The organism is Pseudoalteromonas sp. JB197 (genome assembly GCF_002332205.1).
GTDB lineage: Bacteria > Pseudomonadota > Gammaproteobacteria > Enterobacterales > Alteromonadaceae > Pseudoalteromonas > Pseudoalteromonas nigrifaciens.
On record NZ_NRGZ01000001.1, the window covers coordinates 2,864,144 to 2,881,771 of the forward strand.

12 protein-coding genes and 2 rRNA genes are annotated in these 17,628 nt (G+C 40.4%); 10 read left to right on the plus strand and 4 right to left on the minus strand.

The features are described 5' to 3' along the window. Positions 1-294 precede the first annotated feature (294 nt). The 6 genes from CIK86_RS13560 (at position 295) to cobU (ending at position 7,138) form a co-directional block, all read left to right on the plus strand. A 23S ribosomal RNA gene (locus tag CIK86_RS13560) occupies positions 295-3,183 on the plus strand. A 145-nt stretch (positions 3,184-3,328) separates the two neighbouring features. Then, positions 3,329-3,443, plus strand: a 5S ribosomal RNA gene (gene rrf, locus CIK86_RS13565). Positions 3,444-4,015: 572 nt separating this feature from the next. Beyond that, positions 4,016-4,636 carry a histidine phosphatase family protein gene (locus CIK86_RS13570; protein WP_225741021.1) on the plus strand — a complete coding sequence of 207 codons (621 nt, stop codon included), beginning with the start codon at positions 4,016-4,018 and terminating at the stop codon, positions 4,634-4,636. Positions 4,637-4,726: 90 nt separating this feature from the next. Beyond that, entirely contained in the window at positions 4,727-5,788 is a 1,062-nt protein-coding gene (gene cobT, locus CIK86_RS13575) for a nicotinate-nucleotide--dimethylbenzimidazole phosphoribosyltransferase (RefSeq protein ID WP_011329622.1), read from the plus strand. A 1-nt stretch (position 5,789) separates the two neighbouring features. Continuing rightward, a complete protein-coding gene (locus tag CIK86_RS13580) occupies positions 5,790-6,614 on the plus strand; it encodes an adenosylcobinamide-GDP ribazoletransferase (RefSeq protein WP_086996742.1) in 825 nt (274 codons plus the stop codon). Next, positions 6,611-7,138 carry a bifunctional adenosylcobinamide kinase/adenosylcobinamide-phosphate guanylyltransferase gene (cobU, locus tag CIK86_RS13585; protein WP_011329620.1) on the plus strand — a complete coding sequence of 176 codons (528 nt, stop codon included), beginning with the start codon at positions 6,611-6,613 and terminating at the stop codon, positions 7,136-7,138. The genes CIK86_RS13580 and cobU overlap by 4 nt, the downstream gene beginning before the upstream one ends. 87 nt (positions 7,139-7,225) lie before the next feature. Here cobU and CIK86_RS13590 read toward each other — a convergent pair whose 3' ends face one another. The 4 genes from CIK86_RS13590 to CIK86_RS13605 all read right to left on the minus strand — a co-directional run bounded on the left by CIK86_RS13590 (position 7,226) and on the right by CIK86_RS13605 (position 12,300). Next, positions 7,226-7,750 carry a sugar O-acetyltransferase gene (locus CIK86_RS13590; protein ID WP_254910745.1) on the minus strand — a complete coding sequence of 175 codons (525 nt, stop codon included), beginning with the start codon at positions 7,748-7,750 and terminating at the stop codon, positions 7,226-7,228. Between the two features lie 190 nt (positions 7,751-7,940). Continuing rightward, positions 7,941-10,334 carry an ABC transporter permease gene (locus CIK86_RS13595; RefSeq protein WP_086996748.1) on the minus strand — a complete coding sequence of 798 codons (2,394 nt, stop codon included), beginning with the start codon at positions 10,332-10,334 and terminating at the stop codon, positions 7,941-7,943. Then, positions 10,328-11,062: an ABC transporter ATP-binding protein gene (locus CIK86_RS13600; RefSeq protein ID WP_086996751.1), complete on the minus strand. Its 735-nt coding sequence runs from the start codon at positions 11,060-11,062 to the stop codon at positions 10,328-10,330. Before CIK86_RS13600 ends, CIK86_RS13595 begins: the two co-directional genes overlap by 7 nt. A gap of 11 nt (positions 11,063-11,073) precedes the next feature. Beyond that, the gene (locus CIK86_RS13605) at positions 11,074-12,300 is read right to left on the minus strand and encodes an HlyD family efflux transporter periplasmic adaptor subunit (protein WP_086996754.1); all 1,227 of its coding nucleotides are present in this window, start codon (positions 12,298-12,300) and stop codon (positions 11,074-11,076) included. 189 nt (positions 12,301-12,489) lie between these two features. Between CIK86_RS13605 and CIK86_RS13610 the strand changes: the two genes are divergently transcribed. The 4 genes from CIK86_RS13610 to CIK86_RS13625 all read left to right on the plus strand — a co-directional run bounded on the left by CIK86_RS13610 (position 12,490) and on the right by CIK86_RS13625 (position 17,613). Then, the gene (locus CIK86_RS13610; protein ID WP_086996757.1) at positions 12,490-14,547 is read left to right on the plus strand and encodes a winged helix-turn-helix domain-containing protein; all 2,058 of its coding nucleotides are present in this window, start codon (positions 12,490-12,492) and stop codon (positions 14,545-14,547) included. A 268-nt stretch (positions 14,548-14,815) separates the two neighbouring features. Further along, positions 14,816-15,952: an ISAs1 family transposase gene (locus tag CIK86_RS13615; RefSeq protein ID WP_008466968.1), complete on the plus strand. Its 1,137-nt coding sequence runs from the start codon at positions 14,816-14,818 to the stop codon at positions 15,950-15,952. A 137-nt stretch (positions 15,953-16,089) separates the two neighbouring features. Further along, entirely contained in the window at positions 16,090-16,731 is a 642-nt protein-coding gene (locus CIK86_RS13620; RefSeq protein WP_217896462.1) for a helix-turn-helix transcriptional regulator, read from the plus strand. Between the two features lie 117 nt (positions 16,732-16,848). Then, positions 16,849-17,613 carry a DeoR family transcriptional regulator gene (locus tag CIK86_RS13625; RefSeq protein ID WP_086993160.1) on the plus strand — a complete coding sequence of 255 codons (765 nt, stop codon included), beginning with the start codon at positions 16,849-16,851 and terminating at the stop codon, positions 17,611-17,613. The last annotated feature ends 15 nt before the right edge of the window (positions 17,614-17,628 follow it).

Sequence of the window (17,628 nt, forward strand, 5' to 3'; positions counted from 1 at the left end):
TTAGAACTTATTTGTTCGTAGTGTCCACACAGATGATTGTTAATTAGTGCTTGTCCTTCGGGATAACTAATTAATATGCTCTTTAAAAATTTGGAAAAGCTGATAATAAAATTCTGATGAATAACATTGTTATTTATCAAGAGTTTTCAAAAGTAAAAAAAGAATGGTAGCAGTACCATTCAGTGCCATTTAATTAACTCTTACGAGTTGATTGATTGGTATCTACTTTAGTATTCAATATTGACTTCTGGCGAAGTTAAACTGTCACACAACAAAGACCCGTTTGGGTTGTATGGTTAAGTGACTAAGCGTACACGGTGGATGCCTTGGCAGTTGGAGGCGATGAAGGACGTATTAACTTGCGATAAGCCTAGTCAAGCTAGTAAAAAGCACTTGAGACTAGGATTTCCGAATGGGGAAACCCACCTGCTTGCAGGTATCGTTAACTGAATACATAGGTTAACGAGGCGAACGCGGAGAACTGAAACATCTAAGTACCCGTAGGAAAAGAAATCAACCGAGATTCCGAAAGTAGCGGCGAGCGAAATCGGAACAGCCCTTAAGCTTATTATGTGTTAATGGAAGGCTGCTGGAAAGCGCCACGATACAGGGTGATAGTCCCGTACATGAAAAGACATTTTAAGTGAAATCGAGTAGGTCGGAGCACGTGAAACTTTGACTGAATATAGGTGGACCATCATCTAAGGCTAAATACTCCCAACTGACCGATAGTGAACCAGTACCGTGAGGGAAAGGCGAAAAGAACCCCTGTGAGGGGAGTGAAATAGAACCTGAAACCGTGTACGTACAAGCAGTAGGAGCCCACTTGTTGGGTGACTGCGTACCTTTTGTATAATGGGTCAGCGACTTATATTTTGTAGCGAGGTTAACCGATTAGGGTAGCCGTAGGGAAACCGAGTCTTAACTGGGCGAATAGTTGCAAGGTATAGACCCGAAACCCGGTGATCTAGCCATGAGCAGGTTGAAGGTTGAGTAACATCAACTGGAGGACCGAACCCACTAACGTTGAAAAGTTAGGGGATGACTTGTGGTTAGGAGTGAAAGGCTAATCAAACCGGGAGATAGCTGGTTCTCCCCGAAATCTATTTAGGTAGAGCCTCGGACGAATACTTACGGGGGTAGAGCACTGTTAAGGCTAGGGGGTCATCCCGACTTACCAACCCTTTGCAAACTCCGAATACCGTAAAGTAATATCCGGGAGACACACGGCGGGTGCTAACGTCCGTCGTGAAGAGGGAAACAACCCAGACCGCCAGCTAAGGTCCCAAAGTCATAGTTAAGTGGGAAACGATGTGGAAAGGCCCAGACAGCCAGGAGGTTGGCTTAGAAGCAGCCATCCTTTAAAGAAAGCGTAATAGCTCACTGGTCGAGTCGGTCTGCGCGGAAGATGTAACGGGGCTAAACTATGCACCGAAGCTGCGGATTCATCTTAGGATGAGTGGTAGGGGAGCGTTCTGTAAGCCGTTGAAGGTGACCCGGGAGGGTTGCTGGAGGTATCAGAAGTGCGAATGCTGACATGAGTAACGATAATGGGAGTGAAAAACTCCCACGCCGGAAGACCAAGGGTTCCTATCCCATGTTAATCAGGGTAGGGTAAGTCGACCCCTAAGGCGAGGCCGAAAGGCGTAGTCGATGGGAAACAGATTAATATTTCTGTACTCGATATAATTGCGATGGGGGGACGGAGCAGGCTAAGCAAGCATGGCGTTGGTAGTCCATGTGAAAGTGAGTAGGGCGTTTGTTTAGGTAAATCCGGACGAACATTAAACCTGAGACACGAGACGAGTCACTAAGGTGATGAAGTTGCTGATGCCATACTTCCAGGAAAAGCCTCTAAGCTTCAGATTATATGGAATCGTACCCCAAACCGACACAGGTGGTCAGGTAGAGAATACTAAGGCGCTTGAGAGAACTCGGGTGAAGGAACTAGGCAAAATCGTACCGTAACTTCGGGAGAAGGTACGCTCCTATCTGTGATGAGACTTGCTCTCTAAGCGGACGGGAGCCGCAGTGACCAGGTGGCTGGGACTGTTTATTAAAAACACAGCACTGTGCAAAATCGCAAGATGACGTATACGGTGTGACACCTGCCCGGTGCCGGAAGGTTAATTGATGGGGTTATCCTTAGGGAGAAGCTCTTGATCGAAGCCCCGGTAAACGGCGGCCGTAACTATAACGGTCCTAAGGTAGCGAAATTCCTTGTCGGGTAAGTTCCGACCTGCACGAATGGTGTAACCATGGCCACGCTGTCTCCACCCGAGACTCAGTGAAATTGAAATCGCAGTGAAGATGCTGTGTACCCGCGGCTAGACGGAAAGACCCCGTGAACCTTTACTACAGCTTGGCACTGAACATTGAACCTACATGTGTAGGATAGGTGGGAGACTTTGAAGATGAGACGCTAGTTTTGTTGGAGTCAACCTTGAAATACCACCCTTGTAGTTTTGATGTTCTAACGTTGGCCCCTGAATCGGGGTTACGGACAGTGCCTGGTGGGTAGTTTGACTGGGGCGGTCTCCTCCTAAAGAGTAACGGAGGAGCACGAAGGTTGGCTAAGTACGGTCGGACATCGTACGGTTAGTGTAATGGTAGAAGCCAGCTTAACTGCGAGACAGACACGTCGAGCAGGTACGAAAGTAGGTCATAGTGATCCGGTGGTTCTGAATGGAAGGGCCATCGCTCAACGGATAAAAGGTACTCCGGGGATAACAGGCTGATACCGCCCAAGAGTTCATATCGACGGCGGTGTTTGGCACCTCGATGTCGGCTCATCACATCCTGGGGCTGAAGTCGGTCCCAAGGGTATGGCTGTTCGCCATTTAAAGTGGTACGCGAGCTGGGTTTAGAACGTCGTGAGACAGTTCGGTCCCTATCTGCCGTGGGCGTTTGAGAATTGAGAGGGGTTGCTCCTAGTACGAGAGGACCGGAGTGAACGAACCGCTGGTGTTCGGGTTGTCATGCCAATGGCATTGCCCGGTAGCTACGTTCGGAACTGATAAGCGCTGAAAGCATCTAAGCGCGAAGCAGGCCTCGAGATGATTTCTCACTAGAGCTATAAGCTCTCTGAAGGGCCGTTGGAGACTACAACGTTGATAGGCAAGATGTGGAAGTGCTGTGAGGCATTAAGCTAACTTGTACTAATTACCCGTGAGGCTTAACCATACAACGCCAAACGCGTTTTATGTGACAGTTCAAGCAAGAAGTTAATATTGCTAAAGTAGATATTTACGTAAAGACTTAAAAAATATTATCAGATATTTTCCAAATTCAGTTAATTTGTAGTGATACGAATTAACGCCCTAATTTGCTTGGTAACCATAGCGTTTTGGACCCACCTGACCCCATGCCGAACTCAGTAGTGAAACGAAACAGCGCCGATGATAGTGTAGCATTTGCTATGTGAAAGTAGGACATTGCCAGGCTCCAAATTGTAGAAAGCCCGAATTTAACGATTCGGGCTTTTTTACGTCTGCAATTTAATAAATAGCCAAAAGCCCATGCGAACTCAGTAGTGAAACGAAACAGCTCGAAGGCGAACCACGACCGATGATAGTGTAGCATTTGCTATGTGACTCTCCACTGCTGTGGGCACCACGACATTGCCAGGCTCCAAATTGTAGAAAGCCCGACTAGAAATAGTCGGGCTTTTTTACGTCTGTAGAAAAGTGAAATGTGGGTGAGTAATGTACGCAAATCTCCCGCGTAGGTTGGGCGAGCGTAGCGACACCCGACACTCAAATCATAAAAACATCACCACTAGCCAATGAATGTGGTGCATTTGCACTGTGATTTTCTACCGCTGTGGGCACTACGACATTTTACAGCGTTGTCGCTACGAAGTAGCGCGCCGACTCCAAATCGAGATAGCCCGATTGAAAATAATCGGTTTTTTTTACGTCTGCAGAAAAGTAAAATTCAAGTCATTAATAAGTAAAACTCAAAGATAAAAAAATACTATGCTGATAAACTCAAAGTACATTTATTTTAGACTTGTATGAGCATGACAGCATTTTCTAGCCGAGTTTATTTACTGCGACATGGTGAGCTTACGACTAAAGATGTTTTAGCGGGGCATACCGATTTTATATTGAGTAAAAAAGGGTTTGAGCAGTTAAATATCGCCTGTGGCAGGTTAGCAAATATTGATTTAGTTACCTCATCGTCTTTAAAGCGCTGTAGTGAGTTTGCTCGGCAATTTTGTGATTTTAATAAAATACCACTGAATATAACCGACGATATTAAAGAGTTTAACTTTGGTGATTGGGATGGCCAAAGCTATGATGAACTGTGGCAGCATACTAAAACACCGACAATTGGTGACTTTTGGCAAAGCCCTTGGCTCGTGACGCCACCTAACGGTGAAAGCATGGCTCATTTTTATCAGCGCATAACAACGTGGTGGCAGCAATTATTAGTTAATACTATTTGCCAAGGTACTCGCTCACAACTTGTAATTACGCATGCAGGAGTAATAAAGCAATTACTCGCTATTATTTGTCAGGTGCCAAAACAGTTAAATTATCAAAATATATTTACTGTGGGTTATGGCAAGGTTATTTGTATCGATATATTTTTTGATGAAAATGGCCAAGCTTGGCCTAAAATTATTTTTTAAAAACGCCTGATCCTCTTTTATCACAACGATATCAGTTGTGGGATTTAGCAGTTATCTTTTTACTTTTTTGAAAACGTGAGTTGCTACACAATGTTTAAAATAGCCCCTTTGAATAATCAATTTGACCACCTTATTCACAATAAAATAAATAATAAAACCAAACCCCTAGGGGCACTAGGTCAGCTTGAACTGATTGCATTACAGTTAGTAAAAATACTATCTCAAACGATAAAGAGTGACGTTGAATTTACTGCATTTAAAGCTGAGATTTGTAACCCTACTTTAGTTGTTTTTGCTGGAGATCATGGGATTGCAGCGCAAGGAGTATCAATTGCACCGAGTGAAGTAACTGCACAAATGGTCGCTAACTTTGTCGCTGGCGGCGCTGCTATAAATATATTTTGTCAGCAACTTGGCTGGCAACTTGAGGTTGTTGATTGCGGTATATTAGAAAAAAGCCCTGCTAGCAAGGTACATGATTGCCGACTTGGTAATATAACCGCCCCGCTTAACTTACACATGGCCATGAGCACTGCGCAAGTAAAGCAAGGGTTTAGTAATGCTAAGTCACTGGTTTTACAGCTTAAACAACAAGGCTGTAATACATTGGCTATGGGGGAGATGGGAATTGGCAATACCACGAGTGCCGCAGCTATTATGGCAGCAATATTAAATTTACCTGTGACGCAATGTGTGGGTAGAGGCACTGGCGTGAGTGACGAATTAATTGCGCGTAAAATCAATGTTGTTGAGCAAGCATTACAACTGCATAAGGCCCACTTGGCTGATCCAATAGCGCTGCTTGCTGCAGTGGGTGGCTTTGAAATTGTGCATATTACCGGTGCAATGCTAGCGGCGGCAGAGCAAGGTATGGCCGTTATTGTTGATGGCTTTATTTGTAGTGCTGCGGCTATGGTTGCGATTAAAATTAACCCTATAGTAAAAGAGTATTTAATTTTTGCTCATTGTTCTAATGAACAAGGCCATCAACAAATGTTAAGCAAGCTTGAAGTTAAACCCTTGCTACAATTAGATTTACGCTTAGGTGAAGGCACTGGCGCAGCATTGAGCTTACCTTTGCTACAAGCCGCTCTTGGCTTTTATAACCACATGGCAAGCTTTGCAGATGCCGGTGTTGAGCAGGTTGTATAATATGAGTGACAGTTCACTTTTAGATACCCCAAATAATAAATTACAAACCAAGGTCACGCAGTGGCAGTTAGTATTATTGGCGATTAGCTTTTTAACCCGCATTCCGGTTGCTTTGCGTTTTAATGTTACTAACACCCACCTTAATCAAGCCAGTCGCTATTTTGCATTAGTAGGTTTGTTACTTGGTGGGTTGTTGGCACTTAGTTACTGTGTTTTTCAGCTGTTGTTACCGCCGTCTTTAAGTGTGTTATTAATGATGGCTTTTGGCTTGCTATTAACTGGCGCGTTTCATGAAGATGGCTGGGCTGATGTGTGGGATGGCTTTGGCGGCGGTTGGCAGGTAGAGCAAAAATTAACTATCATGAAAGATAGCCGTTTGGGTACTTATGGAGCTGCGGCATTATTTATAATATTACTGATTAAGTTTCAGAGTCTGGTATTACTTAGTACTTCGCTCACAGCCATTATAACTGCGATATTGCTGGGTCAGTGTTTAAGTCGGGTAATAGCAACCAGTTTAATTATGAGCATGGATTACGTGAGTGAGGATGCCACCTCAAAAGTTAAGCCTATAGCTATGTATTTGTCGTTTAACAGCTTAGCTATTTTAACGCTCACTGCAGTAATTTTATTACTGAGTTTAATTTGTTTAAATATTATTGTATGGCAAACAGCGGTGATTATTATTGCCGTGTTGCTCATTTTACGCAGTGTATTAGTACGCTGGTTTAAGCACCAGCTAGGTGGTTATACTGGAGATTGTTTAGGCGCGGCGCAGCAGTTATCTGAGGTGATTATTTACTTAACCTTAGTGGGCTTATTATGAGCAACAACCATGCACTTATTTTAGGCGGTGCCCGCAGTGGTAAAAGTCGTTTTGCTGAACAATTGGCAATGAAGAGTAATAAATCGGTGATTTATCTGGCCACTGCACAGCCTAATGACGATGAAATGCAAGTACGTATTACGCGCCATCAAAAAGACCGCCCAGCAAACTGGCAATTAGTTGAAGAGCCCATAGCGCTTGCCAAACTACTTAAAGCCCATAGTAAAGCTGATAACTGTATATTGGTAGATTGTTTAACGCTATGGCTTACAAACTGTTTATGCCATAGCGACAAGCATTGCTGGCAAACGCAAAAAGCTGAGTTATTAGCTCAACTTAAAAGCTTACCAGGGCAAGTTATTTTTGTAAGTAACGAAGTGGGGCACGGTATAGTTCCGCTTGGCGAATTAAGCCGTACATTTGTAGACGAATCTGGCTGGTTACACCAAGCATTAGCTGCGCAGGTTTCCCAAGTTGAGTTTATTATGGCGGGTTTAGCGCTTACATTAAAAAATAAACAATAAACCCCTCCCTTAGAAACACACTGCTTAGTTATATATTGTACAACCTGCAGAGTAGGCTTTGTAGGTTGTTTTTAACGAATTACTGCTTCAAATATCTTTAACTTTAACCGCAGGATTTCCAACCACCACGGTGTTGGCTGCCACATTTTTTGTTACTATCGAGCCCGCTCCAATAACGGCGTTATCGCCAATAGTTATTCCAGCTAAAATGATTACGCCTGCACCAACCCATACATTATTACCTATACTAATTGGCTGGCTAAAGTTTTCTTTACTTAATCTTTGCTGCGGATCTAGCGCGTGAGATACAGCTAGCAATTGTACATTAGGGCCTATTAAACAGTCGTTCCCAATACTTATGGCCGACTCAGGTAGCGGAGAATCTAAAATGGTGCAGTTAATATTTATAAAGGTACGATCACCAATAATAAGTGTACTACCATAATCGCAGTGAAACCCGGCTTCAATGATCACTCCTTCACCACACACTGCAAACAAACTCTTAATGCGTTTTAAGTTGCCTTTGCTGGGACTTTTTGCAAATAACCGGCAAGTCTCATGGGCGGTTTTGCGCTCTTCAAACAGTAGTTTTTCTAGGCTATTGAATTGCATTAGATGAGTCATCGTTTTAGGGAGTTAATGAGTATGTATTGATAATAAATCAAAATTGGCTGCTAACCAAGCGGGACTACCTGTTGTTGTTGACAGTGATTCAATGAAACCCGACTTTACGCAGAATAAATTAAAGTCGAGTGTATATTTATAGCTTTATTCATGAGCATGAGGTGCCGGAGTCTTATTATCACTCATTTCGTAATGCCTTTATTGGATCTTGTCGTAACGTTTGGTTGATCGGAAAAAAGCTGGCAAGTACTGATATCGCTAATAAACCCAGCCAAATGACCGTTGTTAACCACCAGTCTATAGGCAGGTCAACCCCAGGTAATGACATACAATAGCCTATAATTAAAAATGCCAACGAAAAGGCTAACACTAAGCTCATTATTATGGGTTGCATGAGTTCTAATAAGCTTTCTTTTAGTAACCTATAATTGTCAGCCCCCATAGAAAGTTTTACGCCTAAGCTATATCTGCGCACTTTAACTAAATAGCTAACAATACCGTTTATGCCAATACACACCATCAGCAGCGATGTTGATGCCAACACAATAGCCAGCCATGCTGCATTTAAGTGACGTTGCCTTTTTTCATCAAACATACTTGTTAAAGATACTATGTTATTAATGTCTAATCGTTGATCTACTTCTAATACTGCTTGTTGAATATGGGCAATTGCATTATTTTCATCTGCAACAGTAATCAAATATGTAAATTGTTGCCAACCAGGGTAATCTTTAGGTGTAAAAACTTCAAAGTCTTCACTTTCAGGGCTGCCCGGTACATAGGTGTTGCTGACAATACCTATGATTGAGTAGTATTTTTTATTGTCAAAACTCACCTTACTATTGAGTACATCATTACTGTTTTTATTAAGTAAGTCCGCAAGGCGTTGGTTAATAATGATCGGTGGGTTTTCTAGTTGTTCATCCCCTTTGGCAAAGCCTTTCCCCGTTATCGTTAAGTTAAGTTCAGTAAAGTAATTGGCAGTTACTAAGCTATTACGTGCTTGGGCAATATACTGTCCAGCTTCGTTATATATTTGATTGACATTAACCGTTTTTGGCAGCCTCATTTCGGATGACACAGCTAAGCTGCTCACATTATTAAGCGCCAACAACCTCTGGTTAACTGCTTTGTGTAAATTAATACGTTCGCCGGATTTATCGACATTACTATAGTTTATTGTTAATGAATATTTACCTTCTGTATCCAGTCCGTTATTTCTGAGTGCTTCAGAAAGAGTTACTAAAACTACGTGGCTAGCAGTGGTTAATACTAAAAACGAAAACAAAATTTGCAGACCAACAAGTAAATGGCTGGTGGCTGAACTCATTTGCTTACCCGTTCCTTTACCGCTGCTTTGTAGGCTGCTCATTAAGTTTTGCTCTTTCACAACACTAAGTTCTATAAATGAATAAAGTGAGGCAATACTAATAATCAGAAAAGCTGAAAATAACAAAGTATTAAAGCTAAGAGAAAGCGTGTCTAAACGTTGAATGGCGTCAGCTGCTAGGTTTTGAATAACGATAAAGCCGATTTGAGTAAGTGTTAAAGCAAGTAACACTGCAATACTAATAAGTAAAATATTGTGTTTTAACGTTTCAATAATTAGTTGTTTTTTGCTTGCCCCAAATGCAAAGCTGATTGCAAGGGGTTTGATGCGCGTAATGGCTTTAGCGAGCTGCATACTAGAAAGGTTGATAAGAGCAATGAGCATTAATAAGCACACACCCAATAATAGCATTAATACAATCTTCCCGCTGTCGCCCCTAAGTGCATCATTAAATGCAGTAACACGCGCATTGACAGTAAAATCTTTTAAAATATTAGGCGCGTGTAACTGTGCACCTTTAAGTGATAAGTCAGCTAATTGTTCCGTGATCTCTTGCTCTGAGGCTGTGGGCTTAAATCTAACAACACTCTTATACGCGCCCATAAAACCGTTAGATGTTTTAGGGTTAAAAGCTTCGTCAGCATCAATGGGAAGCCATATTGCATCATTTATATTGCTGTATGAGGGTAATACGAGATCGTCAGGTGCAACACCTACAACGGTAAAGCGACGTTGGTTGAGTTGTATTTTTTTACCAACAATATTCGGGTCACCATTATAGTGGGTTTGCCAAGCACGGTAGCCTAATACGACCGACATTTGCTGAGTACCGAGTGCTTCTGATTTGTTGAATAACCGACCAAGTTTGGGTTGTACGCCGAGTAGATCAAATAAATTATGTGTGGCAAGTATTACGTCCACAGCAGGTCTTGTTGGTTTATCTAGTAGCTTGTAGTCAGTCCATTTATGGTAAGCAGCAACATCAGTAAAAACGGTATTTTCACTCTGTATGTAGCTCATTATTTTTGAGTTACTAGCGGGCCCTGAATAACCTTTAGAATTAATCGTGCCTTCAAGTAAGTATAAGTTATCACTTTGTTGATAAGGCAACGGTGAGAAAAACACTAAGTCCACTAAACTAAATGAGCTCAGCACCATAGAGAGCGTTAATGTCAGTGTAAATACAGTAGTAAAATAATATTGTTTGGCACGTTTAAAGGTATTGTAGACAGTTTTTAACATGGCTGAGCAACCTGTTCTACATTTGCAGGCGTGCTTGACACTAGCTCATCGCTTTGGGCAACTACAGTACCGTCTTTTAACTGAATATTCCGCGTAGCCATGTCGGCATAACGCGGATCATGGGTAACTAATACAATCGTGGTGCCTTGCTGATTTAGGTCTTTTATTAATGCCATGATTGCATCGCCATTTTTTGAGTCCAAATTACCTGTGGGCTCGTCGACCAACATAATGCCAGAATCACCAGCTAGCGCGCGTGCAATCGATACGCGTTGTTGTTGACCACCAGAAATTTGATTTGGGTGTAAATCAGCTTTATCAGCCAAACCTACTTTTTCTAGGCAATCTAACGCTCTTGCATGACGTGAAGATAGCGAGTCTCCTCGATATTTTAATGGTAAAGCGACATTTTCAAGTACAGTCATTTCGTCAATTAAGTTAAACGATTGAAACACAAAGCCAATACGATTACCGCGTACTTTCGCACGTTGGTTTGAGTCCATATCAGAGACGAGTAAACCGTCAATGTAATATTCACCACTTTGAGGGGTGTCGAGCAGCCCCATAATGTTAAGGAGTGTTGACTTGCCGCAACCAGAAGGCCCAGAAATAGAAATAAACTCGCCGTCGTACACGGTAAAGCTAATCCCTTTTAAAATTTGACTGACTTGTTCGCCATTAGAAAAAGACTTGCTTAGGTTATTAACTCTTAAAATTTCAGTATTCATATTATTCTTCCTTAACCAGCAATTTTTATTGTTGTTGTTTCAGCGGGGATATCTAATGTAGAAATAATGACTTGTTCACCAGGCTCAAGCCCTGACAACACTTGGATGAGTTGGCCAGATGCTTTGCCGTATTGCACTTCAACTTTAACGGCTTTGTTATCCATTGTGAGTTTAAATAATGAGCCATAACTGCCTTCGCTTGCACCTGTTGGTTGTTTTATATAATTCACCTCTTTTTGTACATCGGCAAAAATAGTCGCATCTACTTGTTGCATGGGTTTCATGGTGTCTGATTCAGAAACCTCGAGCTCAATATCAATTTGTACAGCACCTTCGCTGATCACAGGATCTACACGCACTACTTGGCCGCGCACCTGGTCATTCAACGTGCTAATTTGGGCTGTCATACCTATTTGAATTAAATGAGCTTGAATTTGCGGTACTTTTATTTCACCAACTAGAGGGGAGAGGCTCCCTATTAGTGCCAGTTCAGAGCCTGCACTGACACTTTGCCCTAAACTTAAAGGCAAGCGTTGAATAACACCATTCATTCCCGCTTTAACTGAAAGTTGCTCAACCATTAATTTGGCTACATCAAACTCGTCTTGCGCTTGGGCTATTAAGTCATCTTGAATTGAAAGCGACTCTTTTTGCATCTGTGCTAATTTATCAAGCTTAGATTCTTCAAGGTTAATACGCTTTGATAGCTGTTTGGCTTCGAGCTCATTTTTCTTCGCGCTGATCCCCGATACAATACCTGATTTAGCCAGTATACGTTCTGCTTCAACTTGCAGCATGGCTATTTCAGATTGTGCTTTTAGCTCTGACACGGTTGACTCGTTATTTAACAACTCACGCTGTTGCAGTAATACGGTTTGCCGTTTTTGGGTTTTGGCATTTTTAAGTTTTGCTAATGCCAAGCGTAGTTTACTTTCTAGTTCGGGGTTATTTAAAGTGATGATCACTGTGTCATGTTTAACCACAGCACCCGCTTTTAGTTTTATTTCGTCAACCACCGCATTACTTGTTGCTGTGAGAAGCCGTTTATTGATTGATTGCAATGAACCATAGCCATCAACCTTTATTGAAAAATCACCGCGCTCAACCTTCGCAATAGTGACAGAGTCTTTTGATATAATTTCGGCATTATCGGCAAAACCTAGTTGCCAACCTGAGATAAGCATAACGACAGATAAACCTATCAACCCTTGATAGATTAGTTTGGATGTAAATTTCATAGCTATTCCTTTTTTCAACGAAAATACGGCAACAAATAAATTAGGCAATAATACATAAATAATTTTACTGTAACTAAGTTGTGACTATGTTTTAAATCAATAGGTTAAAGGGTTGTAGTAATGAAAAATTGCATAGGTTATGATTGGGCTAAGTAGAAACAATTGGTCGTTAAAAGCTGCAATGGACGTATGTTGATTCAATTAGGTGAGTATTACTTAGACACAGACGAAATGTCTCTTCGAGTTAATGAGCAATCTGTTGTGCTAGAACCAAAAGTTTTTGCTGTATTGATGTATTTTATTGAGCATCATGAGCGTTATATATCAATGGATGAGTTGCATGAAAACTTATGGAAAGACCGTTGTGTGTCAGATGCAGCTGTACGGCGTATTATTAGTAAAATACGCATAGTTTTGAATGACAATCATAAGGATCCTAAATATCTTCAATCGCTCTCTAAACGTGGATATAAATTAATTTGTCCTGTCTCAACAATTCCTTCCCCTATAGAAGAAAAACAAAAAAGTATAGAAAAAACAGAGCACAAGAATGTTAAAAAAGCTAAGGTCTATTTTTACCTTATTGCAATAGCGATTCTTTTTCTTTCGTTAGCTTATCTTTTATTTAAATACAATGTCGATGAAGTTTCAGTTACTGCTAGGGTGGTAAATACTGTCGTCTCAGACAAAAAAGCCTTTGCAGCCTCCAGTGAAGGTCGATACATTGCATTCACTAGTAAATTAAGTCATGAAAAGAATTATCATATTTATTTAAAAGACCAGAAAACAGAGACTATAGAGGTGCTTGTAGATAATACAACCCTGCCTACAGGTTTGGTTTTCTCTAATGATGGGGAGCGCTTGTACTTTTCCGATAATTTAGGTGGTATTGCTTTATTAAAGCAGGTAGATCTAACAAATAAAGCGCATGGAATAGGTACGTTAGTAGCTGATTTTTATTTTATCACAGATGTGTTTATCGACAAAAATGAAAATGACGTAATTTATTTTTCTGGGCAAAAAGATCAGCAAAGTGCATTACTTATCTATAAATTCAACTCTGAAAAAGGCTTGCTTGAAGAGATTACTTCTGTTCCTCAAAAAGGATTTCATGATAGTCGTGCGGATATTTCTCCAGACTCTGGTAAGTTGGTTGTACTGCGAATTTATTTGGGTAGTAAGCGTAATTCTATTCGAGTACACGATTTAAAGACTGGCAGAACTCTTTTTCACCATGATCAAAATACAACTATCTATGATGTTCATTGGCTTGATGATGAGCATATCATTTTATTAGATGATAAGAAGCTAGCTAAAATAAATGTTAAAACAGGTCATTCAAATATTATTATCGATAAAAACAAAGGCCTTATCGCATTAGAACGAGTAACCCCAAATACACTATTAGCTATCAGAGATAATGATATTATCAATACTCTGATAGAGAAAAAGCTGCCATTAAGTGATTTTAAAAATGTTGAAATGATTCAAAAGAAACAACCTGAGCAAGATAGTAGCATTATTGCCTATCAACCTTTAGGTAACAAAATCTGGACGGTTATAAATGAGGGAGGTGTTAGCTCCTTAATTTTTTATGAAAAAAGCAAGGTTACGAAAAAAGCAACACTAATGAGCACTGAAAACCCACTAGAGTTGCTCGGCGCCTCTCTGTCTGGACAATATGTATTATTAAAGCTTCAAGACCGCATAACAATTCTTAATACGTTTGATAATAGCCTGACATACCTCTCTAAGGCTGATGAGTTGATTGGCGATGTTACTCTTTCATTAAATGAAAAATCCATTCTATATACGCGAAAAAGTAATGGTGAATGGCAAGTATTTGAGTATGTTATTGAAGAGAAAACTAAAAACCTTATCTTTAAAGGTTACCGCTTTATTCGCCAATTTGAAGGGGGATATGTATTAGGTGATAATACGGGGAGGTTATCACGGTTTGATGCGAATGAAGAAACGATGACTCCAATGCCGGTAAGCATTTCCACTGAGACAAACACGAATTGGGCTGTAATAAACGGTAAAGTATTATGGAGTAATCATAATTTGATAAATACGACCTTCTATGAAATAGACTTAAATGATGTGGATACTTCTAATCTAAAGTCAAAAACGTTTGACTTTAGTGTGATTAGACCAAGTTTTTATGTGGACAAAGTGAATGGTTTAATTATCGTTGAAAGTTTAGGTAGTAGAACTAGTGAAATTATTTCCATTGATATTCAATAGGTTAAAATTTGTTTTTGTAAAGTTATAGAAAAGTTATCTCATTATTGATAAAATCTACCGTGTAGCTCAAATTTAATGTGAACAATATAACTACAACATAAATTAGGGGCTACACCACGATGAATAACATATATAAAACATCATTTATCTATACAGCTATTTTTACTTTCTTAACAGTAATATATCCCACGGCAAGATCATTATAAATTGAACTTATAGAGCAAGTAGTGATCAGATCAAGGCATAATAATTACTTGGTCGCATAAATATGAGCACTACTTTTCTGAAACATTTTAATTCAATTACAGATCCTCGCATTGAACGTTGTAAAAAGCATGAACTTATCGATATTCTTCTCCTTGCTATTAGCGCTGTGCTCTCTGGTGCAGAAGGATGGGAAGATATTGAAGACTTTGGGCACCTAAAACTTGATTGGTTAAAAAAATACGGCACGTTCAACGCAGGAATTCCAAAACATGACACGATTGCGCGCGTCATGTGTCGGTTAAAAGCAAATGAAATAGAAAGGGCATTTCAATCTTGGATATCATCACTGATTGAAACCACAGGTGCAGATATCATCGCTATCGATGGCAAAACCGCACGGCGTTCATTTACCACAAAAGACAGAAAAAGTGCCTTACACACGGTCAGTGCATGGAGTTGCCAACACCAGTTAGTGCTTGGGCAGACGGCTGTTGATAATAAAACAAATGAAATCACCGCAATACCAGAATTACTCACCCTGCTCGATATTGAAAACAGTATCATTACGTTAGATGCGATGGGATGCCAACAAGAAATAGCAAAACAAATCATCCAACAAAAAGCAGATTATATTCTTGCACTTAAAGGTAATCATTCAGGCATGCAAAAGGAACTAGAAGCGTGGTGGCACAAGTGCGAGCGTGAAAGGTTAACTAAGCATAATTGTGATGAACATACCGAAATAAGCTCAGGACATGGGCGTGTTGAAACACGTACATGCCAGCAGTTACTTATAGATAAAAGCTGGTTAGGCAAGGATTATCGTTGGCCTGGCTTAACGAGTATTATTAAGGTCAGGGCTGAAGTTCATGATAAGTCGGCAGGGTCGGATACCACTGAAACACGCTGGTATATAAGTTCATTAGACTTAAATGCAGCGCAAGCACTCAATGCGGTACGCAGTCACTGGCAGGTTGAAAGCATGCATTGGATGCTTGATATGAACTTCAGAGAAGATGAATCGAGAATACGCAAACTTCAAGGGCCATTAATGTTTAATGTAATGCGAAAGATAGCCATGGCGCTTTTTAAACAAGATGCATCTAAGTCAGCAAGTATGGCGAGGAAAAAGAAAATGGCAGGGCTAGACGATGATTACCGCTCAACCCTGTTAGAGTCTGGGATTAAAATGCGCTAGCCGTGTAATATATCCCGCTGACTCGTATGTAGGTATTGACACTCAAATTATTGGTAATGACTCGCCAAGTTCTTCTTGTGATGCATTTCCTATACTCTGTAAAAGTAAGTCTAAATCGAGTTCTGCATATGATAAATATGAATGAACTACATTCAAGAATTGAGCTTATAAACTCAATACATGGCTTTAATGGTTTTTTTGAAGATATAAAAAATAATTATAGCTATGTTCAAGCAGGATTTATTATTTTTGATCTCTCCGATTTATTTAAGTTTGATACTCATTATTTCGGTGAATTTGATGATTCTTTTTTAAATGATATTAATTCCTGTAAGGGGTTGCTTCATTATTGCTTAAATGAAACAAGAGCAATTCAGCTAAGTGAGTTAATTGGCAGCTATGAGTCGGTATTAATAATTCCTACGGGTTTACAGAAGAATAAATTTGCTTGTCTAGTGTTGGAATTGTCAAATTTAGGCGCTGAACCTCGTAAAGTGAAAATGCTAGGGGATTACTGGCGAATTTTTTTAGTTGAAATATTTGAAGCTTACCGACGCTCAACAAGTCTTGAGGCTGTAAAAATTACGCGACGTGAAAAAGAATGTATTCGTTGGGCATCTGTTGGAAAAACATCTTGGGAGATCAGTCAAATACTCAGCATTAGCCAAAGAACCGTTGATTTCCATTTAACAAATTGTATTAGAAAGACAAACAGTACAAACCGACAGCATGCCATTGTTAAATGTATTTTGAGTGGAGAATTGCTAAGTCCTCAATAGAATTTCCCTGACCAATTAAAAGCGCATATTGCGCTTTTTTTGATCTACACCTTGCCATTTTCATAGTTTCGTTTAAAATCTCGTAACTTTCGAAACGAAACTTAAATGGTTTACTTAATGACTAAACGAAACACCCAGCAACGACGTCACAATATATTGGCTCAGGTTAATGAGCTTGGTGAAGTGGTCGTGGAAAAGTTAGCTGAGCAGTTTCAAACCTCAGAAGTGACCATTCGAAAAGATTTAACTGCGCTTGAAAAGAGTGGCTTATTACTGCGCCGTTATGGCGGTGCTATTGCATTACCAAAAGAAATCGTTAGTGACGAAATAGATTCAAAACGTAAAGTGGCAATAGCCAAAGCGGCAGCCGCACTGATCAAAGATCATAACCGTATTATTATTGATAGCGGGCGAACTACAGCAGCAATGATCCCAGAGCTTGCAAGTAAACAAGGCTTAGTTGTAATGACTAATGCTATTAAAGTTGCTAATCGCTTGCTAGCGCTCGAAAACGAGCCAACATTATTGATGACCGGTGGGACATGGGATCCGCATTCAGAATCATTTCAGGGGCAAGTTGCAGAAAGCGTACTATGCTCTTACGACTTTGATCAGCTATTTATTGGTGCCGATGGCATAGACGTAAAGCGCGGTACTACTACCTTTAACGAACTAGTTGGCTTAAGCCAAGTAATGGCAAAAGCAGCACGTGAAGTTATAGTGATGGTTGAATCAGATAAAATTGGCCGAAAAATCCCAAATTTAGAATTACCGTGGCAAATAGTAACCACCTTAATAACCGACAATGGCTTAGCAGACGATAAACGCAAAGCAATTGAGGCATGTGGTGTAAAACTAATTTGTGCAGAGATTATGGAATAGCTACCAGCAAGTAAG

Excerpts from the sequence above, each read along its gene's own strand:
- CIK86_RS13570 (WP_225741021.1), top strand. The coding sequence starts at position 4,016 with ATGAGCATGACAGCATTTTCTAGCCGAGTTTATTTACTGCGACATGGT.
- cobT (WP_011329622.1), top strand. The coding sequence starts at position 4,727 with ATGTTTAAAATAGCCCCTTTGAATAATCAATTTGACCACCTTATTCAC.
- CIK86_RS13580 (WP_086996742.1), top strand. The coding sequence starts at position 5,790 with ATGAGTGACAGTTCACTTTTAGATACCCCAAATAATAAATTACAAACC.
- cobU (WP_011329620.1), top strand. The coding sequence starts at position 6,611 with ATGAGCAACAACCATGCACTTATTTTAGGCGGTGCCCGCAGTGGTAAA.
- CIK86_RS13590 (WP_254910745.1), bottom strand. The coding sequence starts at position 7,750 with ATGCAATTCAATAGCCTAGAAAAACTACTGTTTGAAGAGCGCAAAACC.
- CIK86_RS13595 (WP_086996748.1), bottom strand. The coding sequence starts at position 10,334 with ATGTTAAAAACTGTCTACAATACCTTTAAACGTGCCAAACAATATTAT.
- CIK86_RS13600 (WP_086996751.1), bottom strand. The coding sequence starts at position 11,062 with ATGAATACTGAAATTTTAAGAGTTAATAACCTAAGCAAGTCTTTTTCT.
- CIK86_RS13605 (WP_086996754.1), bottom strand. The coding sequence starts at position 12,300 with ATGAAATTTACATCCAAACTAATCTATCAAGGGTTGATAGGTTTATCT.
- CIK86_RS13610 (WP_086996757.1), top strand. The coding sequence starts at position 12,490 with ATGTTGATTCAATTAGGTGAGTATTACTTAGACACAGACGAAATGTCT.
- CIK86_RS13615 (WP_008466968.1), top strand. The coding sequence starts at position 14,816 with ATGAGCACTACTTTTCTGAAACATTTTAATTCAATTACAGATCCTCGC.
- CIK86_RS13620 (WP_217896462.1), top strand. The coding sequence starts at position 16,090 with ATGAATGAACTACATTCAAGAATTGAGCTTATAAACTCAATACATGGC.
- CIK86_RS13625 (WP_086993160.1), top strand. The coding sequence starts at position 16,849 with ATGACTAAACGAAACACCCAGCAACGACGTCACAATATATTGGCTCAG.